Here is a 14,241-nt window from a genome sequence, read left to right on the forward strand (position 1 = left end):
CGCCCCGGACCGGCAAGGTCCGGGGCGCCTGTGCATTCCGGACCGTGCCGCGCCGGGGGACCGCCCCCCCTTCAGGTACAGGAGTTCCGGACACATGAGCACCGACATCAGCACCGAGACACACAGCACCAGCACGCACAGCACCGGTCTGCCCACCACCGGTCTGCCTACCACCGGGACACACAGCACGGGGACACACAGCACCGACCTGCGCATCACCGGCGCGCACAGCAGTGAGGCGGCGGGCGTGATCACGGGCGCGCGTGAGCGCATCGACAGCCTCGACGACCGGATCATCGGCCTGATCCAGGAGCGGATGGCGGTGTCCGCCGTCATCCAGGACGCCCGGATGACATCCGGCGGGCGCCGGGTGAACCTCTCCCGCGAGATGGAGGTCCTCGGCCACTACAGCGAGGCGCTCGGCAAGCCAGGCACGGGTCTCGCGATGACCGTGCTCGAACTGTGCCGGGGGCGCATCTGAGACCGCCGGGGACAGCCCGTATCTGAGTTCGGGCCCGCTCTCACCCGTACGGCGCGTGACCGGTCCCGGCAGCTCTTCGTTGGTCCAGGCGTCCGTGTCAGCCAGGGGCGGCCTGTTGGAAAGAGAAAACCACGCGTGGCTTCGCTGGGGCGTGTGACGTACTGCAGGTGCGTCGTGGGACCACATCTCAGCGCGTGTGACCGGGCGGCAGGGGACAGCGGCCCGGTCACCCACGGCCGTCGGTTCCGGGGACGCCCGGAGCCGGCAGCCCGGAGCCGACAGCCCAGTCCCGAACACCCTTCGCGAGCCGGGCGGCCACCCGGCTCCACCCTCTTCGCGGCGCACACCCCCCGGCGCCGCCGCCCGGCACCGGTGCTGCCCTGACGCCGGTGCCGAAGCCAGGGGCCCGTGGAATCACTTCCACGGGCCCCTGGCTTCGTACTGCGCCCGTGACGCAGGTCACATGAGGAATCCGTGGGTCCGGAAGCAACCATTCAGCGGGCCGGTCGGTCATCCATGCGTACCCACCAGTGGCCCCACACGTGTGCACGAACAACACAGCAGGGCCGGTCGGCACGGACTCGGGAGGGCTGCACTCGGAGGGGGGTGCAGCCCTTCCGCCGCGTGCGAGGACCGGGGTGAGGGGAACAGAGGACCCGGGCAAGGGGAAAAGGGGAAGGGTCCAGAGGGGGCAGGCTATTTCCGCGGTTCCGCCGGTTCCGCCGGTTCCGCGCCGCCCGTCCGCTTCGGCGGGACCTCGGGTATCCCCAGGAACGGCAGCCTGAGCGCACCGAAGGCCGCCGCCGGTACGGCCGGCGCGGTCGGTTCGACGGCGGCGAGACGCTCGTACGCCTGCCCCTGCTCGGGCCGCGGGTCCGCGTCCCCCTTGTTGGGCCAGTACGACATGGCGCGCTCCGCCTGAGCGGTGATGGTCAGCGACGGGTTGACGCCGAGGTTCGCCGACACTGCCGAGCCGTCGACCACCGAGATGCCCGGGTGTCCGTACAGCCGGTGGTACGGGTCGATCACCCCCTCCTCGGCGGACGCGCCGATCGGGCAGCCGCCCAGGAAGTGGGCGGTCAGCGGAGTCCCCATCAGCTCGCCGACGTTCGAGCCGGCGAAGCCGTTGATCTCCTCGGCGATCAGCGTCGCGGCCCGGGTGCCCTCGGCGATCTGCTTCGGGTTGGGCGCGCCGTGGCCCTGCCTGGCCGTGAGCAGACCCCGGCCGATCCCGCCCGGTTTCCGGTACGTGGTCAGGGAGTTGTCCAGCGACTGCATCACCAGACCGATGATGGTCCGCTCGGACCAGCGCCGGTTGGAGAGCGAACGGGCTGTCAGCCAGGGGTGCTTGGCAACATTGCCGAGCCAGCCGAGGACCCGCCGCGAGCCGAACGGCACCTGGATGATGGACATGGCGCCCATCGCGTTCGACCCCTTGCCGTACCGCACGGGCTCGATATGGGTGTCCGCGTCCGGGTGGATCGACGAGGTGATCGCGACGCCCTGGGTGAAGTCGGCCTTCGGCGTGCCGTGTTTCCTGCGGTAACGGCGGTCCGTGGTCTGCGAGCCCACCAGTGCCTCGGAGTTGGTACGGGTCAGCTCCCCGAGCTTCGGTGAGATACGCGGCAGCAGCCCCTGGTCCTTCATGGTGTGCAGCAGGGTCTGCGTCCCGTACGTCCCCGCGGCGACCACCACCTGCCGGGCACGCAGCACACGCGGACCCTTCTTGCGGGCGTCGGTCGCGACCGTGGTGACCCGGTATCCGCCCTCGCCGTGCTCCGCTATCGCGGTCACCGAGGTCAGGGGGTGAATGACCGCGCCCGCCTTCTCCGCGAGGTAGAGGTAGTTCTCGGTGAGGGTGTTCTTCGCGCCGTGGCGGCAGCCCGTCATGCACTCGCCGCACTCGGTGCACGCCTTGCGGGACGGCCCCGCCCCGCCGAAGTAGGGGTCGTCGACGGCCTTGCCGCGCTCCGCCCTCACCGTGCCGTCCGAGTCCTCCCCGTCGCCGAAGAACACCCCGACGGGCGCCATGTGGAAGGAGTCCCCCACGCCCATCGCCTCGGCCGACGCCTTCAGATGGACGTCCGACGGTGTCATCGTCGGGTTGAGCCGCACGCCGAGCATCCGCCGCGCCTGGTCGTAGTACGGCGCCAACTCGGCCTGCCAGTCGGTGATGGACGCCCACTGCCGGTCCTGGAAGAACGGCGCCGGAGGGACGTACAGCGTGTTGGCGTAGTTGAGGGAGCCGCCGCCGACTCCCGCGCCCGCCAGCACCATCACATTGCCGAGGAGGTGGACACGCTGGATCCCGTAGAGGCCGAGCGCCGGGGCCCACAGGTAGTTCTTGATGTCCCAGGAGTTCTTGGGGAGGGTGCCCGGGGTGAAACGGCGGCCCGCCTCCAGGACTCCGACCCGGTACCCCTTCTCGGTGAGCCGCAGCGCGGTGACCGACCCGCCGAAGCCGGACCCGACCACCAGGACGTCGTAGTCGTACGGTGCGTCGGCTCCGTCGGCCTCACTGCGGACAGAGTTCTCCTGTGACATGGACTCTCCTCAGAGAAGGAAGGGGCGGAGGCGGAGGCGCAGGGAATCGGAGGGACGGGGCGGCGGGGGTCAGGCAGGGAGGCGGGGCGGCGGGGGTCAGCGCAGGCGCAGGACCTTCATCGCCTTGAGACTGCGGCTCATGAACGCGGCGTACTTCTCGTCATCCATCCCGAAGGACGGCGCCATCGGCATGACCCGCTGGTGCGCGACGGTCTGCGCCTCCGTGTACTTGAGGATGCCTTCCGAGCCGTGCCTGCGGCCGAGCCCCGAGTCCTTCATGCCGCCCATCGGGGACTGCACGCTGCCGTACGCGGGCGCGTACCCCTCGTTGATGTTGACCGTGCCGGTCCGCAGCCGGGCGGCGACGGCGTGGCCGCGGCTGCCACTCCTGGTCCAGACGCTCGAATTGAGGCCGTAGGGCGTGGCGTTGGCGGTCGCGACGGCCTCGTCCTCGTCCTTGAAGCGGTAGACCGAGACCACCGGGCCGAATGTCTCCTCGGTGCAGACGGCCATCGGGGCCTCGACGCCGTCCAGGATGGTCGGCTCGTAGAAGAGCGGGCCGATGTCCGTACGGTGCACACCGCCCGCGACCAGGGTGGCGCCCTTGGAGACGGCCTCCTCCACGTGTCGCCGTACGGCCTCCAGCTGCCGTTCGCCGGCCAGGGAGCCCATGTCGGCGCCGTATGCGAGGGAGCTGCCGAGGCGCATCGCCTTGGTGCGCGCGGCGAAGCGTTCCAGGAACGCGTCGGCTATCGACTCGTGGACGTACAGCCGCTCGATGGAGATGCAGAGCTGGCCCGCCGACGAGAAGCAGGCACGGACGGCGCCCGCGGCCGCCTTCTCGATGTCCGCGTCCTCCAGGACCAGCATGGCGTTCTTGCCGCCGAGTTCGAGCGAGACGCCGACCAGCCGGTCGGCCGCGCCCCGGGCGACCTCGCGGCCGGTGCGGGTCGAGCCGGTGAAGGAGACGAAGTCAGCGTGCTTGACCAGCTCGGGGCCGATGACCGGGCCCTCCCCCAGGACCACCTGGAAGACCTCGGCGGGCAGTCCGGCCTCGATGATCAGGTCGCGGGCCCACAGCGCGGTCAGGGCGGTCTCGGTGTCGGGCTTCATCACGAGGGCGTTGCCGGAGACCAGGGCGGGCAGCGCGTCGCCGATGGACAGCTCGAAGGGGTAGTTCCAGGGGGCGATCTGACCCACCACACCGCGCGGCTGGCGCAACTCGGTGACCTTGGTGAACGTGGGGATCGCGCCCGTGTGGCCCTTGGGCTTGAGGTACGAGGGCGCCTTGCGGCCGTAGTGGCGCGCGGCGACGGCGACGGCCTGGACCTCTTCGTGGGCGTGCAGCCTGGCCTTGCCGGTCTCCAGCTGGATGAGGTCGAGGACCTCGGCCTGCCGGGAGAGCACCAGGTCGTGGAAGCGCAGCAGGACGGCGGCCCGGGTCCGGGCGGGGGTCGCGGCCCACGCCGCCTGGGCCCTGCGGGCCCGCTCGAAGGCGGTCGCGACGTCCTCGGGGCTCGACTCGGGCAGATCGGCCAGCTTCCCGCCGGTGAAGGGGGTGTGGTTGGCCGTATGTCCGGAACCCACCACGCCGCGTGTCAGGTGAGCGACCACTTCGGGGGTGACCACGTCGGCCGCGGTCCGCACACCGGAGGGAGTGGGCGCTATCGGGTTCGTGCCGTGGGGGGCCGTGGCGGTGGGAGCCTGCGAGTCCGTCATGAGGGGAGGCTATGCCCCGGCGGAGAGTTTCGGTACCCATGAGTAATGCCTTTTCACCGTCCCTACATATACCGCCAGTGATCGCTGGCGACACAACCCCTGATCAGGCGGGTTGGCCGCCCCGGATCCCGCCGGCCCCGCTGTTCCCCCGCCGTTCCCCGCCGTCCGGGTCGTTCCCGCTGTACCGGTCAGCGGTGGTCTCCGGTGCCGCCCGCGGACGGCACTGCCGCAGCCCCCGAGGCCGGCCCCGGCGCTGACCCCGACGCCGACGCCGAGAAGGTGCCGATGGCCGTGGCGAAGTGCCGTTGCGCGGCGTCGAGGCCGCCGACCGGCGCCGACACCCAGACGTCGTAGAGACGCCCGTCCTGCTCCCAGCAGAGGTCGTACGTATGACGGGCGCCCTCGCCCTTGGAGTAGCCGTTCCAGGTGAACTCCCAGAGCGCCGCGTCATGTCCGTCGTGCGTGGTCGCGGTGACCACTCCGTCCCGGTAGCCGGGATTGGTGCGGGGACCTGCCGAATCCGATGCGCGCTGTGTCGCCATCGGGCCGCCGCCGGGGCTGCTGTGGATCCGGACGCCGATACGGAAGACCTGGCCCGGGGTCATGTAGTAGACGCGTTTGTCGTCGGTGGAACGGGTGGCATCGGCCGGGACGGCGAGGGAGAAGCCCCCGGGGTCGTCGACGACCCGGTACCCGGACGGTGCCGGTGACGCCTGATGGGTCAGCGTCACGGTGGGGTTGACGTCCGGGCCGGGTGCAGCAGCGCGGTGGGGCTTCTGCTGCGGTCCGCGGTCCGGGGTGGCCGTGGATGCCGCGGTCGGCGCGGAGGTCATGCTCGCGGACGGCGCGGCGTTGTCCGTACGGCCCGCTCCCGCACCGCCAACCGCGTACAGGACGATCCCCGCACCTGCGGCCGCGGCGGCCAGCACCCCCGCGACGAGGGAGGCCCGCCGCAGCACGGGACGCGGGGACCGGGGCGGGGAATCGGCTGGCGGCGAATCGGCGGGCGAAGTGGCTCCGGCAGGCGGTGCGACCCCGGCGGGGACAGTGGCTGCGACGAGCGGTGTGGCCCCGGCAGGCGGAGTGGCTGCGACGAGCGGTACGGCCCCGGCGAGCGGAGTGGCTCCAGCCGTTGGTGCGGCTCCGGCGGTGGGGACGGGCGGGTGGTCCGGTACCGATACGGAGGCGGGGACACCAGCACCGGCGCCTTCTGCCCCGCTCCCGCGCTCCCCACCGCCACCCCCCGTGGCGCACGCAGCCAGATACGCGCCCAGCAGCCGCTCCGCCTCATCCACCCCCATCCTGCGCACCGCATCCCGTTCGAGCAGGCCCAGGACGACGGGCAGCAGCGGTTCGGCCTCGGCCGGCGGGCGGATCTCGTCGGCGACCACCGCGTGCAGCACCCCGCCCAGCGAATCCCGGTGGAAGGGCGACTCCCCGCTCACCGCGGCACACAGCAGCGCGCCGAGCGACCACAGATCGGACGCGGGCCCGGCCTCTTCGCCCTGCATCCGCTCCGGCGAGGTGTACTCGGGCGAACCGACGAACGCCCCGGTCTCACTGATCGTGGTCGCCCCGGCGAGCCGCGCGATCCCGAAGTCGGTGAGGACCACCCGGCTGTCGTCCTCCAGCAGGACGTTCGCGGGCTTGATGTCCCGGTGCAGTACGCCCCTGGCATGCGCAGCCCGGAGCGCTCCCAGCAGCGCCAACCCGATCCGGGCGGCTTCCCGGCCGTCCACGGGGCCGCGCTCGGAAAGGCGGGCCGCCAGGGAACCGCCGACCACCAGCTCCATGACGATGTAGGGCCGTTCGTCGTCCTCGACGACCACGTCGTGGACGACGATCACCTGCGGATGCTTGATCTGGGCGACCGCGCGCGCCTCACGCAGCGCCGACGCCGTGGCGGCGCCGGTCTCCGGGTTCAGCTCCTTGACGGCGACCTCCCGCCCGAGCAACTGGTCGGTGGCCCGCCAGACCGTACCCATGCCGCCCCGGCCGATCCGGTCTCCGAGCAGATAACGTCCGGCGATCAGACGGCTGTTACGCGGATCCTGTGCCACTGGCGCTCCCCCTGCGTCCCCCTGGGCCCATCATGCCGCACGGCGACCGCAGCCGGAGCGTGTACCGGACGTACGCTGCGTCAGCCGATGGACCGCTACCGCAGTTCCACACGGCAGCCAGGTCCAGACCGAAGTCAGTTCCGGATCGCAGTCAATCCCAGATCGCAGTCAGTTCCCGACGGCAGACGGCGGCTCAGTGCGCGGTCGAGTTCGGCGGCTGCCAGTAGCGCAGGACCGTGTCGAACCGGCTGCGGTCCCAGTCCTTGGCCGGGCCGCCCATGTAGATCGCGTACTCGGCCTGCCCGTGATCCACGTTGTACATCTGGTCTATGGCACGGCGCCGCCCCGGCTGCCCCTTGGTCTCGGTCCAGGTGAACTCCCAGAGCGCGGCGTCCTGGTCCCGGAAGTTGTTCACGTGCAGCGTGATCCGCCGGTAGTCGGGGAGCCGCTTGAGCTGCGGTTCGAGAGCCAGTTCATGCAGATACGGGGTCGCGTAGTCCGGGTCGTTGTCGATACTTATCCGAATGAAGTGGACACCGTCGTCCGGCGTGTAGTCGATTTCGTTGGAACCGTCCATCTGGCGCTTCCAGCCGTTGGGCAGAACCAGGCTGTAACCCTCGGGCTCGTTGACGCGGTGCCAGCCCTTCGGCACGCCGTCGCGCTGCTTGTTGCCGCCGCCACCGCCACCGCTACTGCCCGGTCCGCCGGGACCTGACGCCGAGCCACCACCGGAACCCGTCTGCCGGTTCTCGTACTTCATGACGCCGAAACCGACTCCAGCACCGACGATCACGGCCAGAGCCAGAACCAGTGCGCCGGTCCGCTTACGGCCACGTTTCCGTCCGGCGGGAGCGACGGCGGGCGCCCCGTCCCCGGAAGCCGGTACAGGAGCCGGCACCTGTGCCGGTGCCTGCGCCTGGGCCGGTACGGGAGCCGGTGCCTGCGCCTGGGCCGGTACCTGTGCCTGCGCCTGGGCCGCTACCTGTGCCTGCGCCTGGGCCGCTACCTGTGCCTGCTGCTCGGGTATCTGTTCCGGTCCGGGCGGGGCCGTCGCTGATGTCACGGGCGCACCGGAGGAGCTGATCCGGCTCGTCGGCGTCGCGTCCTGGAGCATCCCCTCGGACACCAGCTGCGTCGGGACGTACGCCTCTGCCTGCCGGGGCTTGCGCCCCTCCATCGCGTCGAGCAGCATGCGCTCCACCTCGGCGGGCCCCGGCCGTTCGGCGGGGTCCTTGCGCAGCAGTCCGGTGATGACCGGAGTGAGCGGCCCCGCCCTGGTGAGCTTCGGCGGCTCGTCGTTCACGACGGCCTGGAGCGTGGAGATCGGCGATGTGCGGCGGAACGGCGAGCGCTCCTCGACGGCGGTGAAGAGCGTGGCGCCCAGCGACCAGAGGTCGGAGGCGGGGCCGGGAGCCTCGCCGTAGACCCGCTCCGGCGCGAGGTAGTCGATGGATCCGACGATCTCGCCGGTCCGGGTGATCTCCGAGTCGCCCTCGATGGCGGCGATACCGAAGTCGGTGATGAGGACGCGGCCGTCGTGGGCGAGCAGGACATTGCCCGGCTTCACATCCCGGTGGAGCACCCCCGCCGCGTGCGCGGCGCGCAGAGCTCCCAGAACGTGCAGTCCCACCCGGGCGGCCTCACGAGGGTCGAGCGCCCCCGATTCCTTGACCGCGTCGGCAAGTGAGGGACCGTCGATGTATTCCATGACGATCCACGGCCGGTCGTCGAACTCGATGACGTCATGAACCGTCACGACCCCGGGATGGTTGATGCGCGCCGCGGCGCGCGCCTCCTTCTGCGTTCTCGCGTGCAGTACGGCCCGGTCGGCCTCCGACACATACAGACCGGCCGTCAGTTCCTTGACGGCGACGGTCCGGTGCAGCACCTCGTCGTGAGCCCGCCAGACCTTGCCCATGCCGCCGCGACCGATGAGTTCGCCCAGCCGATAACGACCGGCGAGCACCAAGTCCGCGCTGTGAGTGTGTTCCACGTGCCCCTGTCCGTTCCCTCGACTGCCAGATTACGGACGGACATTCAGTCGTGGAACCTCGGGGCGCGCCGTGATACCGCACTGTGACGGGAATCGCCCAGTCCGCTCACGTCACCGTTCGGTAGGTGGCAACGGCCTGTTCATAGATTTCGGTGACCTTGTCCCGCTGCGCTTCGGGGCCGATGACCTGCACGATGTGGTAGCGCCCTGCGATAATCATGGCCACATTGCGGACGTACACCTCGCGTCCGCTGCCGTCCTGCCAGGTGAACTGCCCCTCGGCCATGGCCTGCTTGCCGACGTCGATGCGGCGCAGCCCAGAAGCGGACGACCACGTGGAGTCACGGAACGGTTTGAGTTCCCGCTCCTTGTCGCGCTGGTACGCCATGGGATCGGCGCCTTCGTCCTTGACGCTGTCGCGGCCGGGAACGACGACGAGCTCGAAGTCGCCGCCGAGAAAGCGCACCTGGTCGGCGTCATTGACGGGACGGCGCTCCCAGTCCTTGGCCACCGCCACCTGAAACCCCTCGGGATCCTTGCGGATGGCGTAACCGGCCGCCGGTCCACCGCTGTCGGGCTCCGTACCCTGCGGCGACTGGGGCGTCCCGGCCGACCCGGACTGCTGGGACTGTCCGGACCCGCCGGACACCGGCGAGTTCCGCTGCCCGGACGCGGAGGCGGTCGGCACCGAAGCGGGCGCACCGGTGTTGCCGTGCCCGGAGTCGTCGGCCTTCGGCATGAACTTCAGCGCGTACACGAGGGCGGCGACCAGGACGACCAGGATGACGACGAGCAGGGTCCGGCCCAGGGAGCGCGGCTTCGCGTCCGGCCCGGGACGGCGGCCCGCCGGTTCGGACCAGTCGGGCGGTCCCGCCGCCACGGAATGCACCGGCTGCACCGACTGCGCGGACTGCACCGGTCGCGCGGATCCGGCCGGGCCCTGCTCTCTTCGGCGGCCGCCCTTCCGCTGCTGGCGGTGACGGCCGTGGACGCCGTCCCCGCCGGAGGCGCGACGGCGCCGCCGGACGAGCTCGCCCCTGCGCCGTACGATCGGCAGCCGCGTGGCGTCGACCGGCGGGACGGGGACGATCCCCTGCCCGGCGTCGGGCTCCGGCGCCGACCGCACCAGCGAGCGCAGCCAGCCGCGCAGTTCCTCTATGTCCGGCCGCTCTGTGGGGTCCTGACGCAGCAGCGACTCGACCACGGGCCGCAGCGGGCCACACTCCTCCGCGAACGCGGGAGGTTCGGCGCAGACCAGCTGGACGAGTTCGGCGGCGCTCTCCTCCGGGTACGGGGCGTGGCCCTGGACGGCCCGGAAGAGCAGCGCCCCCAGCGCCCACAGATCGGTGGCGGGCCCGACCGGGGCGGCCAGCTGCCAGTTGCCGTGGACGGGGCCCGCCTGCTCGGGCGCCCACCGTTCGGTGACGGCGCCCACGACGGTGATACGCGCCTGCCGGGCCCGCTCGGCGGCGAGCGCCGTCCCGGGCCCCCGGCGTGCGGGCGCCGCGGACCCCGCCGAGTCCTGATCCCACCCGTCCGGCACGGCAACGGCCGCACGGGGGCCGGGGGTGCCGGGGGCGTGGGCGGTCCGGTCGTGGGGCTGCTGGTGAGCGGCCCGGTCGTGGGGGCTGTGCTGGTTGGTGCTCTGCCCGTGAGCGCTCTGCCCGTGGGCACCGTGCTCATGGACACCGTGCTCGGGGGCACTGTGCTCGGGGGCACCGGGCAGGCCGTCGGCCTCCCGGTCCTGGGCGCTCCGGCTCCGTGCTGCCCGTTCCTGAGCCTCCCGTTCCTGAGCCTCCCGGTCGTGGGCACCGCGCAGGTCGTCGGCGCGCATGCCCTCCCCGGCGCCGGAACGCGGCTGTGCTCCGTGCCGGAACCCGGCCGGTTCCTGCCGCCCTGGCTGCGAAGACCCGGACGCCGGTCGCTGGACCGGGAAGGCCCCGGCGTCGGTCCCCTGCTCGTTCCCGCTGACGCGTGCCGCAGCCCGTGCACCCGCACGGTAGGCGGCGATGGCACCGGCCCGGGCGGCACGGACGTCACCCGCCGAAACCCCGCCACCGCTGCTGGCGGCGGGCAGTCCGGACTCCGGACCTGCGGCACCGGGCGCGTCCTGCAGCTGGTCGTACATCTGCCCGCCCGGCTGCCCGCGCCGCTCGTCCTGGGTGTAGCCGGGCGGCAGCGCAGGCCCGGCCGGAAGCGCCTGCTCGTCGTCCGGCCGCAAGTCTCCACTGACCCGGCCCAACTCCCCGCCGGCCGGCCCATCCACAGCCCCCGGCGCATCCACCCCGTACGGCCCCGCAGTCCCGTACGCGTACGCCCCGCCCGCCCCGTGCGAATCCCCCGCCCCGTGCGAATCCCCCGCCCCGTGCGAATCCTCCGCCCCGTACGGCTCCTCTGCCTCGTACGCCCCACCCGCCCCGTACGGCTCCTCCGCTCCATCCACTTCTGGCGCGGCCGGAGAATCGAACCCGAGGTCCCCGCCCGCTTCGACGCCTGGCTGCGATAACTCCGCGGCCGGCACCGGGTCGTAACCGCACAGTGCCTCCTCCGCCGCTCCTGCCGCCAGCCCGGTCAGGACCACCCGGCCGTCGTCGCAGACCAGCACGGTCCGGGCGGTGATGTTGCGGTGGGTCCACCCATGGGCGTGCAGCACGCGCAGAGCGGTGAGCACGTCGGAGGCGATCTCCGCCGCGCGGTACGGGTTCAGGGGGCGCTCGGCGAGCATCGCGGCCAGCGGGGTGGCTTCGACGAGTTCGCTCACCACCCAGAGCGATCCGCCCTCCGCGAAGACATCGAAGACCTGGTCCAGCCGGGGGTGGTCGGGAATCTGCGCCGCGGACTGCGCCGCCTCCATGGCCCGCCGCACAGCGGGCTCGACAGGCCTGCGAGTGGTACGGGCCGACGCGCGCCGCGCCTGGGAAACCCCGGCGCCCGGCCCGCCGTCCGATCCCCCGTGCAATCCCCCGGCCGGCCCGCCGCCGAAGCCCGTCCCCGCGCCGCTCTCATCGAGCATCTCCGCGTCCACGACCTCAGGCAGCGGCACCTGCCGGACGAGGACTTCCTGCCCGCTGTAGGTGTCGAAGGCGCGGATCTCCGCAGGCTCGAACTCGTCGCCGGGCAGCAGCGGAAGGCGGTAGCGGTCGGCAAGGACCCTTCCCGCGTACTCGTCCACGACGCCTCCCCGGAGCGCGCTGTTCCCTGGTCTCAGGGACCACATCAAGCCGTATCGATCAACATCGACCCGTATTAATCCGTGTTAATCCGCATCAATCCGTCAAATACGGTCGATTACAGGCCTATTGCGGCTGCGTACGGTCCGCGTCCTCTCACAATACGTGTCCTGGGTCACTTCTTGGGAGCGAACGTCTTGAACGCCGTATTACGCAGAGTGGTGCACTCGTCGCCGTTCCAGTCGCTCGCCTTGCAGGTGATCATGATGGAGTAGCCGCGCTGGGCGTCCACCTTGAATCCCCGGTTCAGCACCCGGACCCGCTGGCCGTTCTGGTCACGCTCGAACGACCAGTCGGCGACAGTCGGATAGCCGTTGTACTCGACCTTGTGTATGCCGAGGTGCTTGTAACCGCCGACGCTGGCCGACAGCCCACCGACCGCTGCCTGCCAGGCGGCGGCCGCGTCGTCCTTGGGCGAGTCGTTGAAGTCGATCTGGACGCGCGGGAAGCCACCCCTGGACTTGTTGTAGATCCCACCCGAGCTCACACCCGCTATGGCTGTGCGGTGGAACCCGGCGGGCATGGCCATCGTGAAGCGGAACCTACCGTCCGTCACCTTCTTGTACCCGCTGGGCAGTGCGTCGGCGGCAGGCTGTGTGGACGCCTTGCCGTCGGGCGATGGCGACGCGTTCTCGCCGCCCTTCCCCTTGCCCTGATCGCCGTTCTTGCCCTGGTCGCCCGTCTTCCCCTTGTCCGTTCCCTTGCCGTCGTTCTTGCTGTCGCCCCCGGCCGTCGCACCACTCGAAGCGCTCTTGTCACCCTTGGACTTGCTCTGATTGCCCTTGTCCCCGGGCCCGTTGAGAGCGAAGGCAAGGACCGTTCCGAGCACCGCGAGTGCGACAACGGCCGCGATTATCACCAGGGTGCGGCGCGGTACGACATCGGTGAGCGGTGCCCTGACCCGGGCGGGCGGCCCGCCCGGTGCGGTGGCCGGCTTGGCCGGAGCGGACTCGGACCTGGCGTTCCGTACGGAGTTCAGCGCGCTGCGCACCCGGTCGGCCGCAGCGGTGTCCCTGACCTTCTGAGGCCTGGGCGTCTTGGCGGGCCTGGGCTCCTTGGCCGGCTTGGGCGCCCTGGCGGGCTTCGCGGGTCTGGACTCCGGGGCGTCCTCGGGCTCGTCGGGAACCGGCGGCAGCGGCACGACCCGCGTCGCGTCGGCCGCGACCGGCTCGGCAGCGGCTTCCGGCTCCGGAGCGTGGATCACGTCGTTCAGCAGGCGGCGGGCGCCCGCGTCGTCGAGGCGCTGGTCCGGGTCCTTGGCGAGCAGACCGTAGATGACCTCCGACAGGGCTCCCGCGTTCTTCGGCGGGTCCACCGGTTCGGTCATCACCGCGGTCAGAGTCGCGATGGCCGACCCCTTGTCGTACGGCGGCACGCCCTCGGTGCTCGCGTACAGCAGCCCGCCCAGCGACCACAGGTCGGCCGGCGGGCCGGGCTTGTGGCCGCGGGCCCGCTCGGGCGAGATGTACGAGGGCGCGCCGACCAGCATCCCGGTCGAGGTCACCGACGGGTCGCCCTCGACCTGGGCGATCCCGAAGTCCGTCAGCACGACCCGGCCGTCCTCGGCGATCAGCACATTGGACGGCTTCACATCGCGGTGCAGGATGCCCTCACGGTGCGCGAGGCGCAGCACATCGAGAATGGCGAGGCCCACCTCGGCCGCGCGTACCGGCGTGAGGACGCCTTTCTCCCGTACCAACTCGGCCAGCGAGCAGCCCTCGACGAGCTCCATGACGATCCACGGCCGGTCGTCCTCGTCGACCACGTCGTAGACAGTGACCGCTCCGTTGTTACGGATCCGGGCAATCGCCTTGGCCTCGCGCAGCGTACGCGTCACGAGTCTGCGCTTCTCGTCCTCGTCGATGGCCGAGGGGAAACGCAGCTCCTTCACCGCGACGGTGCGGCCGAGCGTCTCGTCCACAGCCCGCCAGACGGTGCCCATGCCACCCTTGCCGAGCACCCCCCCGAGCCGGTACCGCCCAGCCAGGAGGCGCCCCTCGGTGTCCTTCGCCTGCTCCGCCTCCGACATGCGTCCCCTCTGCATTCAACCCGCCCTGGCAGAGCGTCCATTGTCTCTCACTCCGGCACCGATGATGGTGCCGGGTCCGTGGGCGACCATCATGGGCCATACGGGAGGCGTTTCCTGCCACGCCGGTGTCGCACCTGCCGCTCGCCACCGCGGCCGATCCCGGTACCGCTTGCCGGCACCACCCA

Annotated in this window: 7 protein-coding genes; 1 reads left to right on the plus strand and 6 read right to left on the minus strand. The window is 71.4% G+C overall.

Going from position 1 to position 14,241, the window contains the following annotated elements:
• The first annotated feature begins 163 nt into the window (after positions 1-163).
• On the plus strand, positions 164-481 hold the full coding sequence (locus OG385_RS11105) for a chorismate mutase (RefSeq protein WP_266860767.1): 318 nt from the start codon (positions 164-166) through the stop codon (positions 479-481).
• A gap of 696 nt (positions 482-1,177) precedes the next feature.
• On the opposite strand, the gene OG385_RS11110 is transcribed toward OG385_RS11105, so the two are convergent.
• The 6 genes from OG385_RS11110 to OG385_RS11135 all read right to left on the minus strand — a co-directional run bounded on the left by OG385_RS11110 (position 1,178) and on the right by OG385_RS11135 (position 14,056).
• Positions 1,178-3,025 carry a GMC oxidoreductase gene (locus OG385_RS11110; RefSeq protein WP_266854174.1) on the minus strand — a complete coding sequence of 616 codons (1,848 nt, stop codon included), beginning with the start codon at positions 3,023-3,025 and terminating at the stop codon, positions 1,178-1,180.
• A 96-nt stretch (positions 3,026-3,121) separates the two neighbouring features.
• Positions 3,122-4,744, minus strand: a complete 1,623-nt coding sequence (locus tag OG385_RS11115) for a succinic semialdehyde dehydrogenase (RefSeq protein WP_266854175.1) — start codon at positions 4,742-4,744, stop codon at positions 3,122-3,124.
• A 188-nt stretch (positions 4,745-4,932) separates the two neighbouring features.
• A complete protein-coding gene (locus OG385_RS11120; protein ID WP_266854177.1) occupies positions 4,933-6,804 on the minus strand; it encodes a serine/threonine-protein kinase in 1,872 nt (623 codons plus the stop codon).
• A gap of 193 nt (positions 6,805-6,997) precedes the next feature.
• Entirely contained in the window at positions 6,998-8,797 is a 1,800-nt protein-coding gene (locus OG385_RS11125) for a serine/threonine-protein kinase (RefSeq protein ID WP_266854178.1), read from the minus strand.
• Positions 8,798-8,903: 106 nt separating this feature from the next.
• A complete protein-coding gene (locus OG385_RS11130) occupies positions 8,904-11,969 on the minus strand; it encodes a protein kinase (RefSeq protein WP_323183730.1) in 3,066 nt (1,021 codons plus the stop codon).
• A 173-nt stretch (positions 11,970-12,142) separates the two neighbouring features.
• Positions 12,143-14,056: a serine/threonine-protein kinase gene (locus OG385_RS11135; protein ID WP_266854181.1), complete on the minus strand. Its 1,914-nt coding sequence runs from the start codon at positions 14,054-14,056 to the stop codon at positions 12,143-12,145.
• Positions 14,057-14,241 lie beyond the last annotated feature (185 nt).

It is taken from the genome of Streptomyces sp. NBC_01306, assembly GCF_026340465.1.
In the GTDB taxonomy this organism is placed as follows: domain Bacteria; phylum Actinomycetota; class Actinomycetes; order Streptomycetales; family Streptomycetaceae; genus Streptomyces.

Excerpts from the sequence above, each read along its gene's own strand:
- OG385_RS11115 (WP_266854175.1), bottom strand. The coding sequence starts at position 4,744 with ATGACGGACTCGCAGGCTCCCACCGCCACGGCCCCCCACGGCACGAAC.
- OG385_RS11110 (WP_266854174.1), bottom strand. The coding sequence starts at position 3,025 with ATGTCACAGGAGAACTCTGTCCGCAGTGAGGCCGACGGAGCCGACGCA.
- OG385_RS11135 (WP_266854181.1), bottom strand. The coding sequence starts at position 14,056 with ATGTCGGAGGCGGAGCAGGCGAAGGACACCGAGGGGCGCCTCCTGGCT.